Origin of the sequence: Teichococcus deserti (genome assembly GCF_001982615.1) — a bacterium.
Taxonomy (GTDB): domain Bacteria; phylum Pseudomonadota; class Alphaproteobacteria; order Acetobacterales; family Acetobacteraceae; genus Pseudoroseomonas; species Pseudoroseomonas deserti.
In genome coordinates, this window is the sequence record NZ_MLCO01000093.1 from 1 (window position 1) to 17359 (window position 17359).

General features: G+C 71.7%; 17 protein-coding genes, 1 tRNA gene and 1 pseudogene. 14 read left to right on the forward strand and 5 right to left on the reverse strand.

What is annotated here, in order from left to right:
* Window positions 1-54: 54 nt before the first annotated feature.
* Together BKE38_RS11550 and BKE38_RS11555 are read right to left on the reverse strand one after the other, a co-directional pair.
* A complete protein-coding gene (locus tag BKE38_RS11550; protein WP_076957466.1) occupies window positions 55-2190 on the reverse strand; it encodes an NHLP family bacteriocin export ABC transporter peptidase/permease/ATPase subunit in 2136 nt (711 codons plus the stop codon).
* Window positions 2187-3479 carry an NHLP bacteriocin system secretion protein gene (locus tag BKE38_RS11555; RefSeq protein ID WP_076957467.1) on the reverse strand — a complete coding sequence of 431 codons (1293 nt, stop codon included), beginning with the start codon at window positions 3477-3479 and terminating at the stop codon, window positions 2187-2189. The genes BKE38_RS11550 and BKE38_RS11555 overlap by 4 nt, the downstream gene beginning before the upstream one ends.
* A gap of 199 nt (window positions 3480-3678) precedes the next feature.
* On the opposite strand from BKE38_RS11555, the gene BKE38_RS31985 reads away from it, so the two are divergent.
* The 3 genes from BKE38_RS31985 to BKE38_RS11570 all read left to right on the forward strand — a co-directional run bounded on the left by BKE38_RS31985 (window position 3679) and on the right by BKE38_RS11570 (window position 5615).
* Window positions 3679-4257: a calcium-binding protein gene (locus tag BKE38_RS31985; RefSeq protein WP_076957468.1), complete on the forward strand. Its 579-nt coding sequence runs from the start codon at window positions 3679-3681 to the stop codon at window positions 4255-4257.
* 198 nt (window positions 4258-4455) lie between these two features.
* On the forward strand, window positions 4456-5079 hold the full coding sequence (locus BKE38_RS11565; RefSeq protein WP_165694167.1) for a calcium-binding protein: 624 nt from the start codon (window positions 4456-4458) through the stop codon (window positions 5077-5079).
* A gap of 119 nt (window positions 5080-5198) precedes the next feature.
* A complete protein-coding gene (locus BKE38_RS11570) occupies window positions 5199-5615 on the forward strand; it encodes a VOC family protein (RefSeq protein ID WP_076957470.1) in 417 nt (138 codons plus the stop codon).
* A 22-nt stretch (window positions 5616-5637) separates the two neighbouring features.
* Here the strand turns inward: BKE38_RS11570 and BKE38_RS11575 are convergent, their stop codons facing one another.
* From BKE38_RS11575 to BKE38_RS11585, 3 genes are all read right to left on the reverse strand, one after another.
* Window positions 5638-6282: a DUF4412 domain-containing protein gene (locus BKE38_RS11575; protein WP_076957471.1), complete on the reverse strand. Its 645-nt coding sequence runs from the start codon at window positions 6280-6282 to the stop codon at window positions 5638-5640.
* 124 nt (window positions 6283-6406) lie between these two features.
* Window positions 6407-6496: transfer RNA gene (locus BKE38_RS11580), tRNA-Ser, on the reverse strand.
* A gap of 153 nt (window positions 6497-6649) precedes the next feature.
* The gene (locus BKE38_RS11585) at window positions 6650-7015 is read right to left on the reverse strand and encodes a hypothetical protein (protein ID WP_076957472.1); all 366 of its coding nucleotides are present in this window, start codon (window positions 7013-7015) and stop codon (window positions 6650-6652) included.
* Window positions 7016-7109: 94 nt separating this feature from the next.
* Here BKE38_RS11585 and BKE38_RS11590 point away from each other — a divergent pair, with 94 nt between their 5' ends.
* The 11 genes and pseudogenes from BKE38_RS11590 to BKE38_RS33915 form a co-directional block, all read left to right on the forward strand.
* The gene (locus BKE38_RS11590; protein ID WP_076957473.1) at window positions 7110-7742 is read left to right on the forward strand and encodes a glutathione S-transferase family protein; all 633 of its coding nucleotides are present in this window, start codon (window positions 7110-7112) and stop codon (window positions 7740-7742) included.
* Between the two features lie 92 nt (window positions 7743-7834).
* On the forward strand, window positions 7835-8917 hold the full coding sequence (locus BKE38_RS11595) for a lipid A deacylase LpxR family protein (protein WP_083747491.1): 1083 nt from the start codon (window positions 7835-7837) through the stop codon (window positions 8915-8917).
* Between the two features lie 67 nt (window positions 8918-8984).
* Window positions 8985-9962 (forward strand): lytic murein transglycosylase, encoded by a 978-nt coding sequence (locus BKE38_RS11600; protein WP_076957474.1) that lies wholly within the window; start codon window positions 8985-8987, stop codon window positions 9960-9962.
* Window positions 9963-9965: 3 nt separating this feature from the next.
* Entirely contained in the window at window positions 9966-10871 is a 906-nt protein-coding gene (locus BKE38_RS11605) for a septal ring lytic transglycosylase RlpA family protein (protein ID WP_076957475.1), read from the forward strand.
* A 24-nt stretch (window positions 10872-10895) separates the two neighbouring features.
* Complete coding sequence (locus tag BKE38_RS11610) at window positions 10896-12116, forward strand: D-alanyl-D-alanine carboxypeptidase family protein (protein WP_076957476.1); 1221 nt, start codon at window positions 10896-10898, stop codon at window positions 12114-12116.
* A gap of 1 nt (window position 12117) precedes the next feature.
* A complete protein-coding gene (gene tmk / locus BKE38_RS11615) occupies window positions 12118-12771 on the forward strand; it encodes a dTMP kinase (RefSeq protein WP_076957477.1) in 654 nt (217 codons plus the stop codon).
* On the forward strand, window positions 12768-13772 hold the full coding sequence (locus tag BKE38_RS11620) for a DNA polymerase III subunit delta' (RefSeq protein ID WP_076957478.1): 1005 nt from the start codon (window positions 12768-12770) through the stop codon (window positions 13770-13772). The genes tmk and BKE38_RS11620 overlap by 4 nt, the downstream gene beginning before the upstream one ends.
* Before the next feature lie 11 nt (window positions 13773-13783).
* Window positions 13784-15322: a methionine--tRNA ligase gene (gene metG, locus BKE38_RS11625; RefSeq protein ID WP_076957479.1), complete on the forward strand. Its 1539-nt coding sequence runs from the start codon at window positions 13784-13786 to the stop codon at window positions 15320-15322.
* Entirely contained in the window at window positions 15322-16095 is a 774-nt protein-coding gene (locus BKE38_RS11630; protein WP_076957480.1) for a TatD family hydrolase, read from the forward strand. The genes metG and BKE38_RS11630 overlap by 1 nt, the downstream gene beginning before the upstream one ends.
* 10 nt (window positions 16096-16105) lie before the next feature.
* Window positions 16106-16894, forward strand: coding sequence for an MBL fold metallo-hydrolase (locus BKE38_RS11635; RefSeq protein ID WP_076957481.1), 789 nt, complete (start codon window positions 16106-16108; stop codon window positions 16892-16894).
* A 144-nt stretch (window positions 16895-17038) separates the two neighbouring features.
* Window positions 17039-17230, forward strand: a pseudogene (locus tag BKE38_RS33915) (MazG nucleotide pyrophosphohydrolase domain-containing protein); the annotation flags it as partial.
* Between the last annotated feature and the right edge of the window lie 129 nt (window positions 17231-17359).

Sequence of the window (17359 nt, forward strand, 5' to 3'; positions counted from 1 at the left end):
CGCCGGCAGGGAAAAGGCTTCGGGCGGGGTGGGCAGGGGGCCGAGATCCATGGCTCAGCCGCTGGCCAGCATGGCGCGGAAGCGGCCGGGGGTGGCGGCCAGCACCTCGGGATGGCCGCGCTGCACGATGCGGCCGGCCTCCAGCACGATCACCTCGTCGCAGTCGCGCACGAGGGCCAGGCGATGCGCGATGATCACCATGCTGCAGCCGCGGCGGCGGAGATTCTCCATCACCCGCGCCTCGCTGCGGTTGTCGAGCGCCGCGGTGGCCTCGTCGAGCACCAGGATGGCCGGGTCGGTGGCCAGCGCCCGGGCCAGCTCCATCCGCGCCCGCTGCCCGCCCGACCAGTTTTTTCCCTCCTCGGTCACGGTGCTGCCGTAGCCGCCGCGCCGGGCCAGGATCTCGTCATGGATGGCGGCGTCGCGGGCGCAGTCGACCAGCCGCTCATCGGCCAAAGCGGGGTCCCAGAGCGCCAGGTTGTCGCGCACCGTGCCGTCGAACAGGAAGCCGGCCTGGTCGACCACGGCGACCTCCCGCCGCAGCGTCTCGCGCGGGATCCTGTGCAGCGCATGGCCGTCGAGCAGGACGTCCCCGGACCAGGGGCGGTAGAGGCCGGCGATCAGCAGCGCCAGCGTCGACTTGCCCGAGCCCGAGCCGCCGACGATGCCCAGCCGCTGCCCCGGCTGCAGGGTCAGCGAGACGCCGTCCAGCAGCGGCGCGGCCAGCCGGCTGTGCCCGAAGCTGACGTCCTTCAGCTCGACATGGCCGGTCAGGCGGGAAGGCCCGGTGGTCGGCGCCGTCTCGAATTCCTCGGCGCGCGGATGGCGCAGCGTGTCTTCCAGCAGGGTCAGGTTGGCGCCGGCATCCTGCATCTGGGCCGCGACGCCGACCAGCTGCGCCACCGGCGCCATGAAGCCCATGACCAGCGCCTGGAAGGCGACCAGCTGGCCGACGCTCATCTGGCCTTCCATGATGCGCTGCCCGCCCAGCACCAGCACCGCGGCGGCGGCGAGCACGGCGATGAAGGCCGGCAGCCCCTCGACCAGGGCGCGCTTCAGGGCCAGGCGCTGGGTGACATTGGCGGCCGCTGCCCGCGTCCCCGCCACCTGGCCGAGCAGCTGCGCCTCGGCCCCCGCGGCGCGGTAGCTCTCGATCATGCGCAGGCCGCCGCGCGCCAGCCCGTCCGAGCGCAGCAGCCGCCCGAGCAGCCGCTGGTTGTCGTCCGCCATGGCGCGGGACAGCAGCATCAGCAGCAGCAGATTGGCCGCCGCCGCGCCGACCACCACGGCGGCCAGGCCCGGCGCAGAGGCGGCCATGGCCAGCGCATAGGCCAGGGCGGTGATCATGCCCAGCAGCCCGCGCCCGGCATCGCCCGAGACCAGCCGGGCGACGCGGTCGTTCAGCATGACGCGGCCGGCGATGTCGCCCGGATGGCGCTGGGCGAAGAAGCCGACCGGCAATTGTGTCAGCCGGCGCAGGAACCCCGCCGCGCCGCCGACCGCCAGCCGCGTTTCCAGCCGCAGCAGCAGGTCCAGCTGCAGCCAGGTCAGCAGCGCCATCACCACCGCGGCACCCGCCATGCCCCAGAGCAGCGGCGGCAGCCAGCTGTCGAAACGCCCGACCAGGATGTCGTCGACGAAGACCTGGGTGAAGGCCGGTACCAGCAGGGCCGGGACCACCAGCAGCAGGCCGAGGCCGAGCAGGCAGGCAAAGGCCAGCCCGTTGCCGCGCAGCCGCCGCGCCAGGCCGCGCAGCGCCCGCGGCGCCTCCCCGCCGCGCTGGAAATCGGGGGCAGGGCGGAAGGTCAGCACCACGCCGGTCAGGTTGCGGTCAAGCTCCGCGCGGCCGATGCGGCGCGGGCCGGTGGCCGGGTCGTTGATCCAGGCGCCGCGGCGGTCGACGCCCTCGAGCACGACGAAATGGTTCATGCCCCAATGCGCGATCAGCGGCATCGGCAGGCTGGCCAGCCCCTCGGGCTCGACCTGGAAGGCTTCGACGGCCAGGCCGTAGAGCGCTGCCGCCTTGGCGACATGGCTGGCGCGGCTGCCGTCGCGAGAGACGCCGCAGGCGGCGCGCAATTCCTCCAGCGGCACCCAGCGGCCGTGATGGCCGAGGATGCTGCCCAGCGCCGCGGCGCCGCATTCCGCGGCCTCCATCTGCAGCAGCGTCGGCGTGCGGCGGCGGGTCACGGGGCGGGCGCTGCCTCGGCCGGGCGGGTCAAGAGCGAGCGCAGCGCTGGGAAGCCCAGCCCCAGCAACCGGACCGAGCGCACGGTGACCTCGGCCTCCGCCAGCGTGCCGGATTCGATGGCGAAGTCGGGGCCGCGTCCGGTCGACCAGCGCAGCCCGCTGCGGGTCGCGCGGTCGGGGTCGAGGGCGACCTCCACCTCGAAGGGCGCGCCGAGCTCGGTGGTGAAGCTGCGCACCAGCTGGTCGTTCTGCAGCGTCCGCAGCAGGCCGGCCGAGGAGGCCGGCGTGTGCGACACACGGACGACACGGCCATGCACGAAGCCGTCCTCCTCGCGGCGCGTGGAGGAAGGGGAAACCTCGACCGGCAGGCCGGGCGCCAGGCGCTTGCCGTCCTGCGCGGTGACATAGATGACGGCGACCGGCGCGTCGCGGCCGCCTTCCGGATCGCGCTCGATGGTCAGCAGCGCGGTGCCGCGGGTGACGACATGGCCGGCATTGGCCTTCTGCTCGACCACCGTGCCGGAATAGGGCGCCAGAACCTCGCCCAGCCGGTCGAGGCGCGCGCGCAGCGCCTCGGCCTGGCGGCCGGTCTCGTCGACGCGGCGCTCGGCCTCCAGCGTCTCGCGCTCCTGCTGGGTGCGCTTCAGGGCCTGGTCGAGCGAAAGCTGCTGCCGCTCGTTGCGCGCGGTCGCGATCTGCTCGCGCAGCTGGAAGACCTCGACCCGGGCATAGAGGGCGCGGTCGCGGTTCACCAGGTTCTGCTGCGCCAGCCGCTCCAGCACGCCTTCGCGCTCGCTCATCATGCCAATGCGCTCGTCCAGCATGCGCAGGTTGCCGGCGAGCGCGGCGTCGCGGGCGATGCGGAAGGCCTCGGCGGCCGCCGTCTCGCGGCCGTGGAAGGCGGCGAGCTCGCGCCGGTGCCGCAGCGCGTCGGCGGCCTGGCCTTCGGCGAGGGCCAGCTGCAGGCGGACCTCGGACTGGTCGACGACGGCGACCGGCTGGCCGGCCTCGACGCGCTGGCCGGGGCGGGCCAGCAGCCGGTCGATGCGGCCGTCGGTATCGGCGACGATGTCGACCACGCCGCCCGAGGGCAGCAGGATACCGCGCCCCGACACCTTGATCGGCACGTCGACGAAGGCCGACCAGGCGATGCCGCCGACAGCGAGGCAGAGCAGCGCGCCGACCACGCCCACGGTCCAGGGCCGCATGACGCGCAACGCCTCGTCATGCCGGTCGGGGGCCGAGGCCTCGGCGATCGCCGCGGCGCGGAACAGGGGAGGCTGGGACATGCCGGGATCGAACCTTGCCAGGACATCACGCCGATGCCGGCTGCCGCGCACTATGCGTCGGGCCGGCTGCGAAAGGAACAGGCGATGCGGGCGGAGGCCCATGCCGGATGCCTATCGCGACGATAGACAGCATCGGTTGGCCGGGCGTCGGCAGGCGATGGTAGTGAATCCCCATCGAAATCAAGTTGGGGCACCGACCATGACGGCAAAGCGGCTGGAGGATGCCAGCCTGGCACAGGTGACCGGCGGCATGGCCGGCGCCCAGATGTCCGGCACGCCGGCGGACGACAGGCTGGACGGGACCAGCGGCGACGACCGTGTCGATGGCGGCGCAGGCGACGACGTGGTGCTGGCGGGCGACGGTCAGGACGTGATCACCGGCGGCGCCGGCCACGACTACATTATCGGCGGCCAGGGCAGCGACCAGCTTTCCGGCGATGCCGGCAACGACATCCTCGATGGCGGGTCCGGCGACCGCGCGGCCGACCTGGCCTTCGGCGGCGAGGGCGACGACAGTTTCATCTGGGCGCCGGGCGACGGCAACGACCAGTTTCACGCCGGGCCGGGCAACGACACGCTGCGCATCCTGGGCGTCGGCCTGCAGCAGCTGCAGGGCGCGCTGACCCAGGAGGGCCGCAGCGACCTGAGCATGAAGGTCGAGAACGGCACCATCACCTTTGTCGACGCCCAGGGCCAGCCGGCCAGCTTCAACGGCGTCATCCACGTCAACGGCGAAAGCCTGCGCTTCTCCGACGTCGAGCGGATCAGGCGGGGCTGACGCCGCCGACCCGATCCGGCGGCGGCCACAACCCAGGGTGGCCGCGCGACCGGCCTGGACGCATCGCCGGATGTGTCCGTGAATGCCTGGCGTGACAATCTTGCAGTCTGTCACGGCAAAGGATGGAAATTCGTATCAGGCAGCCGGAGCGGCATGATACGCACGCGCAACCGAAACACCAGGATGGGGATCCCGACCATGTCGACCAAGCCGATCAGCAGCGAGAAGCTCGAGAAGGTCGTGGGTGGCGCCTTCGTGCAGGGCACCGCCGGCGCCGACAACATCGTCACCGGCAACGAGAACGACGTCGTCCTCGCCGGTGCCGGCAACGACCATGTCGCGACCGGCGTCGGCCACGACCAGGTCCAGGGCCAGGACGGCAACGACGTCATCGACACCGGTGCCGGCAACGACCTGGCCTTCGGCGGTGCCGGCCATGACTACATCAATGGCGGCCAGGGTAGCGACCAGCTCTATGGCGAGGACGGCAACGACATCCTCGACGGCGGCGCCGGCGATGGTGCTGCCGACCTGGCCTTCGGCGGCGCGGGCGACGACACCTTCATCTGGGCACCCGGCGACGGCAACGACCAGTTCGAGGGCGGCCCGGGCAACGACACGCTGCGCGTCGTCGGCATGAGCATGCACGACCTGCAGTCGGCGCTGAACCAGGAAGGCCGCAGCGACCTGACCATCCGCGTCCAGGGCAACGGCATCACCTTCGTCGACGCCCACGGTCAGCCCGCCACCTTCAACGGCAGCATCAATGTCGGCGGCGAGACCATGCGCTTCTCCAACATCGAGAAGATCACCCTGGGCTGAGCGCGCCGCGGGGGCGCGCCGGCATCCGCCGGCGGCCCCTGGCCCGTCCGTCCCCGCGCAACCGCAGGGCGCAGCAGCTCGTTGCGCCCTCGGCACGTTGCTGCGGAGGACACAGGAAGATGCTGGGCTACATCATGGTCGGGGCCGCCGATCTCGACGCCTCGGGGCGGTTCTGGCGGGCGGTGCTGGCGCCGCTCGGCTACGCGGCGCAGCAGGACGGCAGCGCGGTGGTCTTCTCGCTGCCAGGCGCGGGCGACGGCGTGAGCGGTCCGCCGATGCTCTATGTGACGCGCCCATTCGACGGTCAGGCCGCCAGCCACGGCAATGGATCGATGGTGGCCTTCGCGGCGCCGAGCCAGGCGATGGTGCGGCAGCTGCACGCGGCCGGGCTAGCAGCCGGCGGCAGCGACGAAGGCCCGCCCGGATTCCGGGACGCCTATAGCGACAGCTTCTATGTCGGCTATCTGCGCGATCCGCAGCGCAACAAGCTGGCGCTCTACTGCGCCGATCCGGCGCAGGGTCGGCGGGGCGGGTGATCCGCCCCGTCGCGTCGCGGCCTCAGCGCGCGGGGGCGGCACCCGGCGTGGCACCCGGCGTGGCACCTGGGGCGGCGCCCGGCATCTGGCCGAGCTGCAGCGGCTTGTAGTCGGCCGGCACGGTGAAGCGCGCCGCATCCTGCGTGCCGTAGCGCACCTCGGTCGCCTCCATGCCGCGCAGCCCGCCGCCATTCGGCGCCTGTCCGGCGGCGCGCAGCATCACCCCGTCATCGGTGACGCAGAGGGTGGTGTTCACCTGCTGGGTGACGACGTCCCATTCGGTGCAGGAGAGGCCGGCAACCGTCGCGCTGCCCTTGCGGGTGAAGCGGGCGTCGGGCGGCATCTGCTGCGTCATCTGCGAGACCGTCGCCGGCGGCATGGTCATGATCGAGCGCTGCGCCTCCATCACCATCACCGCCGAGTTGGCCTTGCGGTCGATCAGCATCCAGCCCATGCCGCCCGGCGGGTCGACGCGCTGCTTGCCGGCGGCGACGCTCCAGGCCATGCGGATGTCCTGGGCCCCCGCCGCGCCGGGTGCGGCCGGGCCGCCGATCATCTTGTAGGTGACGGCGACGTCGCGCGTCGGCTGCAGGCCGGGCGCGGCCTGGGCGGCGGCCAGCGTCGGCAGGGCGAGCAGTGCGGCGGCGGTCATGAGCGGTTTGAGCATCGCAGGTCCTTGTGCCTTGTGACGGCCCTAGATCTGCGCCGAAGCCGCGCCGAGGGGCAGCCCGCACGGGGCGCACGTTGCTGCGATTAATCACACGTCTTCGCGGGGAGGGGCCGGGCTGTCGTGGCGGACAGGGTGGGATTCGAACCCACGGTAGGCTTGCACCTACGGCGGTTTTCAAGACCGCTGCCTTAAACCACTCGGCCACCTGTCCAGCAGCGAGACCCTCGCGGCGGCCGTCCGGCCGGCCGCGAATTTGCGCGTCCTGTTCGATAACCGGTTGGTCAGGTCCCGTCGAGACGCCCCGCGTCGGTTTCGGCACCGGCCGCGCAAGGCCGCCCGCAGGTGTGGCCGCCGTGCCGCGGCGTCAGAGGCCGACCTGCGCCGCCGCCATGGCGTCCCGCGCCGCCTGCAGGGCCAGCATGGCGCTGGTGGCGTGCCGCCGGCCGGCCAGGTCCTCGCGCTCCAGGTCGTCGACCTGCTCCTGCGCCGCCTCGACCCCGGCCGAGAGCTCCGCCTGCATGTCGGACAGCTGCTCGCGCAGCGCCATGCGCCCGCCTTCGCCGGCGCCCTCCCGCCATTGCCGCACCATGCCCTCGACCTCACGGCGGATGCGGTCGGGCGGCACCGGCTTGTGCGCCAGCTCGGCCAGGCGGCGCAGCGCCGGCGCGCCGGCCGGCGTTCCGGCGGGACCAGGGGCAGGCGTGGCGGCAGGGCGTCGGCTGGCGGCCATGGACGAAATCCTTCACGGTCAATGGGGCGCGAGCAGGCTACCCCTGGAACATAAAATGAACAAGAATGCCCCGCATCCGTCAGGAGAGGCTGCCATGGCCGAGGATCTCGTCTTCTACACCCATCCCATGTCGCGCGGCCGCGTGGTCCGCTGGATGCTGGAGGAGCTGGGCCAGCCCTACCGCACCGAGCTGCTGGACTATGGCGGCAGCATGAAGGCGCCCGCCTATCTGGCGGTGAACCCGATGGGCAAGGTGCCGGCGATCCGCCATGGCGGGACGGTGGTGACCGAGGGCGCCGCCATCTGCGCCTATCTGGCCGATGCCTTCCCCGCCGCCGCGCTGGCGCCGCCACCCGGCGATCCGCGCCGCGGCCCCTATTACCGCTGGCTGTTCTTCGCCGCCGGGCCGATGGAGGCCGCGGTGGTCAATCGCAGCCTGGGCTTCGAGCTGCCGCCGGGGAAGGAGCGCATGGCCGGCTATGGCAGCTATGCCGATGTCATGAACGCGGCGGAGCAGGCGGTGGGGCAGGGGCTGTACCTTGCCGGCGACAGCTTCACCGCCGCCGACCTGTATTTCGGCGCGCATCTCGGCTGGGGCATGCAGTTCGGCACCATCGAGAAGCGTCCGGCCTTCGAGGCCTATTGGGCGCGGCTGGCCGCCCGCCCGGCCGCGATCCGCGCCGCCGCCATCGACGACGCCCTGGTCCCGCCGCAGCAGGGCGGCTAGACAGGGCGCGCTTCCGGTTGGCGCAATCTCTGCGTGAAACCGCGATAATATGGCGGCGTTAGCGCTTGCGCCGTCCCTTGAAAGTCCGAGCCATGCGTCGATCCACCGCCTTCCTGCCGTCGCTGCTGCTGGCCGCCGGCGTCGCGCTGCCGGGCCTGGCCCAGGCGCAGACCGCCTATCCCAGCGGCCTGCCGCTGGGGGCCAGCCCGGACGTCATCGCGCCGCTGACCAGCGCGGTGCCCGGCGACCAGGCGCCGCCGCCCGATCCCTATGGCACCTTCAGCTTCTCGATCGAGAACGACATGTTCGGCGGCAGCGACCGCTACTACACCAATGGCTTCCAGTTCGCCTGGCGGTCGCCCTCGGCCGACCTGCCGGGGCCGCTGGCCTGGCTGAACGACCGGCTGGACTGGGTGATGGGGCCCGGCACGCTGCGCTGGGGCGCGGCGCTGGGCCAGAGCATGTACACGGCGGAAGACACCTTCGCCACCAATCCGCGGCTGAACGACCGGCCCTATGCCGCCTATCTCTATGGCGCGCTGTCGCTCAGCCGGACCTCGGAATTCACCTCGACCCAGTTCGAGCTGCAGGCCGGCGTGGTCGGCCCCTCGGCGCTGGGCGAGTTCATCCAGAACAACTACCACGAGCTGATCGGCGTCGATCAGGTCAATGGCTGGAAGACCCAGCTGAAGGACGAGCCGGCGCTGACCGCCATCATCGAGCGCAAGTGGCGGCTGCCGCTGGGCGAGCTCGGCGGCGTCGGCTTCGAGGCCATCCCCTCGGCCTCGCTCAGCCTGGGCAATGTGCAGACCTATGCCGGCATCGGCGGGCTGCTGCGCTTCGGCCAGGGGCTGGACGCCGATTTCGGCCCGCCGCGCATCCGGCCGGCGCTGGCCGGCTCCTCCTGGATCCAGCCGCGGCAGGATTTCGGCTGGTATGTCTTCGCCGGCGTCGACGGCCGGGGCGTCGCGCGCGACATCACCCTCGACGGCAACACCTGGCGCGACAGCCGCAGCGTCGACAAGCGCCCGCTGGTCGGCGACCTGCAGGCCGGCGTCGCCGTGCTGTGGCAGGGCATGCGCTTCGCCTATACCCAGGTCTGGCGCTCGGAAGAGTTCTATGGCCAGCGCGGCCTGCAGAGCTTCGGCTCGCTCAGCGTTTCCTTTCGTTTCTGAATAACTTGCGGGCCGCGGCTGCTGCCAAGGTTGCAGCCGAGGTGCCGCTCGTGGCACCTCTGCGCCGATGCTGTCCCGCCGCCCCCTGCTGAGCCGAATCGCGCCCGCCGCGCTGCTGGGGCTGGCGGCCGGCCCGGCCCGCGCCGCCGACCAGGGTTTCGAGAGCTTCCTGGCCGAGATTGGCGCCGAGGCCCGCGGCACCGGCATCCCCGATGCCCTGCTGCGCCGCGCCTTGGCCAGCGTGAAGCCGAACCAGCGCGTGCTGGAGCTCGACCGCCGCCAGGCCGAGTTCACCCTGAGCTGGGACCAGTATCGGCAGGGCCGCATCAACCAGGCCCGGATCGACCGCGGCCGCCAGGCCTTCGTCGACAACCGGGCGCTGCTGGACGGGCTGGCGGCGCGCTTCCCGGTCCCGCCGCGCATCGTCGTCGCCATCTGGGGGCTGGAGACCAGCTATGGCGGCTTCACCGGCAATTTCTCGACCATCGAGGCGCTGGCGACGCTGGCCTGGGACGGAAGGCGCAGCGCCTTCTTCCGCGCCGAGCTGATGGCGGCGCTGCGCATCCTGGCCGCCGGCCATGTGGCGCCGGAGCGGATGCGCGGCAGCCATGCCGGGGCGATGGGCCAGCCGCAATTCATGCCGACCAGCTTCGAGCGCTGGGCGGTCGATGCTGATGGCGACGGACGGCGCGACATCTGGGACAGCCGCGCCGACGCGCTGGGCTCGATCGCGAACTACATGGCCCAGAATGGCTGGCGCGAGGCCGTGCGCTGGGGCCGCGAGGTGCTGCTGCCCGAGGGCTTCGATCCTGCCCTGGCCGGCCGCGCCACCCGCAGGCCGCTGCGCGATTGGGCCGCCGCCGGGATCACCACCACCGATGGCAGCCCGCTGCCGGCCGAGGACCTCGAATCCTCGATCCTGCTGCCGGGCGGGCCGTCCGGCCAGGCCTTCGTGGTGTATCCGAACTTCCACGCCATCCGCCGCTACAACCCTTCCGATTTCTACGCGCTGGTGATCGGGCTGCTGTCCGACCGGGTGGCCTGAACCATGTCCTTGCTCCGCTTCATCCCCGTCGCCCTGCTGCCGCTGGCGGTGATCGGCTGCACCCGCCAGCCGGCCCCGCCGCTGCCGACCGCGGCGCGCTACACCGTGGGCGCGCCCTATGAGCTCGGCGGCAGCTGGTCCTATCCCCGGGAAGATTTTGCGCTGGCCGAAGCGGGGCTGGCCACGGTCATCGCCGATCCGCGCGGCGGTCGGGTCACCGCCAATGGGGAGACCTACGACCCGGGCCTGCTGACGGCCGCGCACCGCACCCTGCAGCTGCCCGCCATCCTCCGGGTGACCAACCTGGAGAACGGGCGCGAGCTGCGGGTCCGCGTCAACGATCGCGGCCCGGCGCAGCCGGGGCGGCTGCTGGCGCTGTCGCGCCGCGCCGCCGAGCTGCTCGGCGTCGCCGCCGGCACCCAGGTGTCAATCACGGTCGACAGCGAGGCCTCGCGCGCGCTGGCCGCCGGCATGCCGCAGCCGGAAGCCGCCTCGCTGGCCGTGGCCACCGCGCCCCGCGGCGTGGTGGAGAGCGAGAGCCTCGCCCCGCCCCCAGGCGCCCAGGCCGCCACCCGCCTGCGCCAGGCGCGCGGCGGCCCTGCGGTCGCCGCTGGCCCGGTCGAGGCCGCGCCGCAGACGGTGCCGCTGCGGCTGCCGGAAGAGCTGGTCCAGGGCGTCGCCCGCCCCGGCCGGCTTTTCGTCCAGGGCAGCAACTTCACCAGCCGCACTGACGCGCAGCGCCAGGCCGCGCGCATGGGCGGCGCCCGCGTCGAGCCCTTCGGCCCGCCGCGCCGCCCCGAGTATCGGGTGCGGCTCGGGCCCTTTGCTTCGGTCGCCGAGGCGGATAGAGCGCTTGAGCTCGTCCGCCGCTCCGGCGTATCCGAGGCGCGTCTGCTGGTCGACTATTAGGTTTTAGTTAAGGAGATTTCCGCGATGCCGCTTCGCCGTACCCTGCTGGGCGGTGCCGCCGCGGTGCTGGCCGCCGGCGCCATGGGTGCCACCCTGGGCTCCACCCCCGTCCTGGCGCAGCAGCGCCGCCCGGGCCGCGCCGCCACCCCCGCCATCCCGACCACCCCGGCCAGCACGCCGCTCGGGCCGCTCGACACCGCGGCGCGCCAGGCGCTGCTGGTCGATGCCGACACCGGCGCCGTGCTGCTGGAGAAAAGCGCCGACGAGCGCATGACGCCGTCCTCCATGACGAAGATCATGACGATGTACATCGTCTTCGACATGCTGAAGCAGGGCCGGCTGCGCATGGACCAGCAGCTGCCGGTCAGCGAGCGCGCCTGGCGCATGGGCGGCTCGAAGATGTTCGTCGAGCTGAACAGCACCGTCTCGGTCGAGAACCTGACCCGCGGCGTCATCATCCATTCCGGCAACGACGCCTGCATCGTGCTGGCCGAGGCGATCAGCGGCAGCGAGCAGCAGTTCGCCGAGCTGATGAACGAATACGGCAAGCGGATGGGGCTGAAGGACAGCACCTTCCGCAATTCCAGCGGCTGGCCCGACCCCGAGCACCGCATGACGGCGCGCGACCTCGGCATCCTGGCCGCCCACCTGATCAACGACTTCCCACAATATTTCCCGATCTACAGCGAGCGGTCGTTCCAGTGGAACGGCATCAGCCAGGAGAACCGCAACCCGCTGCTGGGCCGCGTCCCCGGCGCCGATGGCCTGAAGACCGGCCATACCGACGAGGCCGGCTACGGGCTGATCGGCACCGTGAAGCGCGGCGACCGCCGGCTGATCCTGGTGGTCAACGGCCTGTCCTCGATGCGCCAGCGCGGCGAGGAGGCGGAGCGCCTGCTGGAATGGGGCTTCCGCGAGTTCGAGAACGTGGTGCTGTTCCGCGCCGCCGACATGGTCGAGGCGGCGCCGGTCTATCTGGGCGAGCAGTCCACCGTGCCGCTGGTCGGCGGCAAGGACCTGGTGCTGACCCTGCCCAAGCAGTGGCGCCGCAACCTGACGGTCAAGCTGCGCTACAACGGCCCGCTGCCGGCGCCGATCGCCAAGGGACAGGAGGTCGGCCAGCTCGACGTCTCCGGCCAGGGCGTGCCGCCGATGGTGCTGCCGCTCTATGCCGGGGCCGACGTGCCGAAGCTCGGGCTGATCACCCGCATCCCGGCAGTGATTTCCCGCCTGGTCTCGGGCTGAGGTGACGCGCCCCAGCAGAGGCCACAGCAAGGGCCGCTTCATCACGCTGGAGGGTGGGGAAGGGGCCGGCAAGACCACGCTGGCCCGGACCCTGGCGGCGCGGCTGGCCGGCCTCGGCCTGCCGGTGCTGCGCACCCGCGAGCCCGGCGGCGCGCCCGGCGCCGAGATCCTGCGTGGGCTGATGCTGCAGGGCCCGGTCGCCTGGGATCCGGTGGCCGAGGCGCTGCTGATGTTCGCCGCCCGCCGCGAGCACCTGGCCAGGACCATCCTGCCCGCGCTGGAGGCCGGCATCTGGGTGATCTGCGACCGTTTTTCCGACTCCACCCTGGCCTATCAGTGCCATGGCCACGGCCTGCCGGAGAGCGTCTTCCAGGGGCTGATGGGCGTGGCTCTGGGCGAGTTCCGCCCGGATGCGACGCTGGTGCTGGACCTGCCGCCCGAGCAGGGCATGGCCCGCGCCCTGAAGCGCGGCGCCCCCGACCGCTTCGAGCGGCTGGGCGCCGGCTTCCATGCCCGCGTCCACGCCGCCTTCCGCAGCATCGCCGAGGCCGATCCGACGCGCTGCGTGCTGCTCGACGCCCGCCAGCCGCCGGCGCCGCTGGCCGAGGCGGCGTTCCGCGAGCTTGCCAGCCGTCTCCCGGACCTCCCGCGATGATGCCCCCGGAGCCGAAGGCCAATCCGGCGCTGTTCGGCCACGACCATGCCGCCGCCAGCCTGGCCGAGGCCGCTGGCGCCGGGCGGCTGCACCACGCCTGGCTGCTGGCCGGCCCGCGCGGCGTCGGCAAGGCGACGCTGGCCTATCGCTTCGCCCGCTGGCTGCTGGCCGACCGCCCCGCCGGCGATGCTCCGCTGTATGTCCCGCCGGCCGACCCGGTGTTCCGCCGCATCGCCGCCGGGGGACACGCCGACCTGCGCTCCATCGCGCCGAATGCGGGGGAGAAGGGCGTCAAGCTGATGATCCGGGTCGACGAGGTGCGGCAGGTGCCGCGCTTCCTCGGCCTGACCGCGGCCGAGGGCGGCTGGCGCATCATCGTCGTCGAGCAGGTCGAGGCGATGAACCCCGAGGCGCAGAACGCCCTGCTGAAGACGCTGGAGGAGCCGCCGGCCCGCGCCCTGCTGCTGCTGACCACGGCCGCCCCCGACCGGCTGCTGCCCACCATCCGCAGCCGCTGCCGCCGCATCGACCTGTTCCCGCTGGCCGAGCCGCTGATGCAGCGCCTGCTGGCCGAATGGCTGCCCGAGCTGCCGGAGGACAGCCGCGCCCTGCTGGCCCGTATCGCCGGCGGCGCCCCCGGCCGCGCCCTGCAGCTGGCCGAGGGCGACGGCGTCGCCCTGCAGCAGCGGGTGGAGCGCTTCCTGTCCACCCTGCCGCGGCCCGATCCGCGCGGGCTGCACGAGCTGGCCGATGCGCTGGCGGCCAAGCGCGACGGCAGCGCCTTCGTCACCTTCATGGAGCTGCTGCGCGGCGCGCTGGGCGATGCCATCCGCAGCGCCGGGCGCGGCGGGCCGGCGCCCGACTTCATCCGTGCCCGCCCGCTTGCCGACTGGGCGGCACTGTGGGACACCCTGGGCCGCCTGGCCGATGAGACCGAATTGTTGAATCTCGACCGCAAGCAGGCGGTGCTGAGCGGTCTCTCGCAGCTGGCCTCGCGCTGAGGACCTGGACCATGACGACCGAGCGGCGCTTCTACCTGACGACGCCCATCTACTACGTGAACGACAAGCCGCATATCGGCCACGCCTACACCTCGCTGGCAGCCGATGTGCTGGCGCGGTGGAAGCGCATGGAGGGGCTGCAGGTCTTCTTCCTGACCGGCACCGACGAGCACGGGCAGAAGGTCGAGAAGGCCGCCGAGACCCGCGGCATGGCGCCCCAGGACTTCACCGACACGGTCAGCCAGGCCTTCCGCGAGCTCGCGGACCGCATGAACTTTTCCAATGATGCCTTCATTCGGACCACCGAGGAGCGGCACAAGGCGGCCTGCGCCGCGCTGTGGAAGCGCCTGGAGGAACGGGGAGAGATCTATCTCGGCCATTACGAGGGCTGGTACGCGGTGCGCGACGAGGCCTTCTATGGCCCCGACGAGATCACAGAGAAGAACGGCCAAAAGTTCGCGCCGACCGGGGCGCCGGTGGAGTGGGTGAGGGAGCCTTCCTACTTCTTCCGCCTGTCCAACTGGGCCGAGCGGCTGCTGGCCTTCTACGACGAGAACCCCGATTTCATCGCGCCGGCGACCCGCCGCAACGAGGTGATCAGCTTCGTGAAAAGCGGGCTGACCGACCTGTCGATCTCGCGCACCTCGTTCAAGTGGGGCGTGCCGGTGCCGGGCGACGAAGCCCATGTGATGTATGTCTGGCTCGACGCCCTGACCAACTACATCACAGCGCTGGGCTATCCGGACGAAGCCACCGAGGCCTGGAAGTTCTGGCCGGCCGACGTGCATTTCGTCGGCAAGGACATTTTGCGGTTCCACGCCATCTACTGGCCGGCCTTCCTGATGGCGGCCGGCCTGCCGACCCCGGCCCGCGTCTTCGCCCATGGCTGGTGGACCAACGAAGGCCAGAAGATCTCCAAGTCGCTGGGCAATGTCATCGACCCGCTGGCGCTGATCGACGAGTTCGGCCTGGACCCGGTGCGCTTCTTCCTGCTGCGCGAGGTGCCCTTCGGCAATGACGGCGACTTCAGCCGCCGCGCGCTGATGGGCCGGCTGAACAGCGAGCTGGCCAATGACCTGGGCAACCTGGCGCAGCGCAGCCTGTCGCTGATCCAGAAGAACTGCGAAGGCCGCCTGCCCGGCGTGGTCAAGCCGGACGCCGCCGATGCCGAGCTGCTCGACGCCGTGGCCGCGCTGCCGGCCCAGGTCGGCGAGGCGCTGGACCGCCAGGCCTTCCACGAAGCGCTGGAGCGCGTCTGGGTGGTGACCCGCCTGGGCAACAGCTGGATCGACGCCCAGAAGCCCTGGTCGCTGAAGAAGACCGACCTGGAGCGGATGGCGACCGTCCTGCGCCACCTGCACACCGCGCTGCGCGGGCTGGCCACCGTCCTGCTGCCCTTCATGCCCGAGACCATGGGCCGCATGCTGGACCAGCTGGCGGTGCCGGAAGACGCGCGCACGGTGCCGGCCCTGGCGACGCTGCTGCCGGACGGCACCGAGCTGCCGCCGCCCAGCCCGCTGTTCCAGAAGATCGTGGACGAGCCCGCCTGATGCTGGTCGATAGCCACTGCCACCTGGACTACTTCTCGGAGGAGGAGATCGGTCAGATCCTGGCGCGCGCTGGCGAGGCGGGGGTCGGCCGCATGGTCACCATCGGCGTCCGCATGGCCCAGGCCGAGGCGGTAAAGGCCATCGCCGACCGCTTCCCCGAGGTCTGGGGCACGGTCGGCGTGCATCCGCAGAATGCCGGCGAGGAAGCGGTGCCGGAGGTGGCGGCCATCGTCGCCGCCGCCGACCATCCGCGCATCATCGGCATCGGCGAGAGCGGGCTGGACTATTTCTACGATAAGGCCCCGCGCGAGGTGCAGCAGGAAGGATTCCGGCGCCACATCCGCGCCGCGCGCGAGACCGGCCTGCCGCTGGTGGTGCATGCCCGCGACGCCGATGCGGATATCTCCGGCATCCTGCGGGACGAGGCGGAGGAGGGGGGTCCTTTCCCGTTCCTGCTGCATTGCTTCAGCTCCGGCCGGCAACTAGCTGAAGATGCAGTAAAGATGGGCGGCTACCTGTCCTTCTCCGGCATCCTGACCTTCCCGAAGTCGCAGGAGATCCGCGACATCGCCCGCGACATGCCGCGCGACCGTCTGCTGGTGGAGACGGACTCACCCTACCTGGCCCCGGCGCCTTATCGCGGGAAACGCAACGAACCCTCCTATGTCCCGCACACGGCGCGGGTGCTGGCGGACGTTCATGGGGTGACCGCGGACGACATGGCCGCGATCACCACCGAGAACTTCTTCCGGCTGTTCAAGAAGGCCGCCTAAGGCCTTGAGTTTGAACGTTACCTTCCTGGGCTGCGGCGGCTCGGCCGGGGTGCCTCAGCTGGGCGGGGCCGATGCCGCCGGCGACTGGGGCGTCTGCGACCCGGCCGAGGCGCGCAATGCCCGGATGCGGTCCTCGATCCTGATCGAGGCCGCTGACGGCCGCCGGCTGCTGGTCGATGCCGGGCCCGACCTGCGCCGTCAGCTGCTGGATTGCCGCATCGCCCGGGTCGACGCGCTGCTGGTCACCCATGGCCATGCCGACCACATCATGGGCCTGGACGAGTTCCGCCCGCTGAACCGCGCCATCGGCGAGGCCATCCCGGTCTATGCCACCGCCGAGACCCTAGCCGAGCTCAAGGCGCGCTTCGACTATATCTTCCGCCCGCCGACGCCGCCGGTCTTCTACAGGCCGGCGCTGACGCCGCATGTCGTCCGGGCAGGCGAGGTGGTGGAGATCGCCGGCTTCCCGGTGCGGCTGTTCCGCCAGGACCACAAGGTCATGGACACGCTGGGCCTGCGCATCGGCAACTTCGCTTACTCGACCGATGTGGTCGTCATGCCCGAGGAAAGCCTGGCGCAGCTCGAGGGGCTCGACACCTGGATCGTCGGCTGCTTCCAGCGCAAGCCGCATTCGGTGCACGCCAATCTCGACCTGGTGCTGGAATGGGTGGCGCGCCTGAAGCCGCGGCGCACCGTGCTGACCCATATGGGCCATGATCTGGACTGGGCCTGGCTGCAGGCGAACCTGCCGCCGGGCGTCGAGGCGGCGCATGACGGCCTGGTGCTGGACATCGCGTAGTTTACATAATCTTCCTTATACGTCATTCGGACGAGCCCCAGACCGACCCCGGGTTCGCCACAGGATTGCGCCATGGCCGACAGCCCCACGCCCCCCGCCACGCTGCTCGCGCCCGAGGCCGAGCTCGCCCGCCTGCTGGAGATCATGGCGCGGCTGCGTGCGCCCAACGGCTGTCCGTGGGACCGGGAACAGGATTTCTCCACCATCGCGCCCTACACGATCGAGGAAGCCTACGAGGTCGCCGACGCCATCAGCCGCCGCGACATGCCGGCGCTGCAGGACGAGCTCGGCGACCTGCTGTTCCAGGTGGTCTATCACGCGCAGATGGCCAGTGAGCTGTCGCCCGAAGACGGCGCCTTCGACTTCGCCCGGGTCGCCCGCGGCATCGCCGAAAACATGGGGGTGCCGGCGGATCATCTTGTCGGCGATGCCGCGGGCGACCCGGGCGAAGTCGAAGGCGCCGTC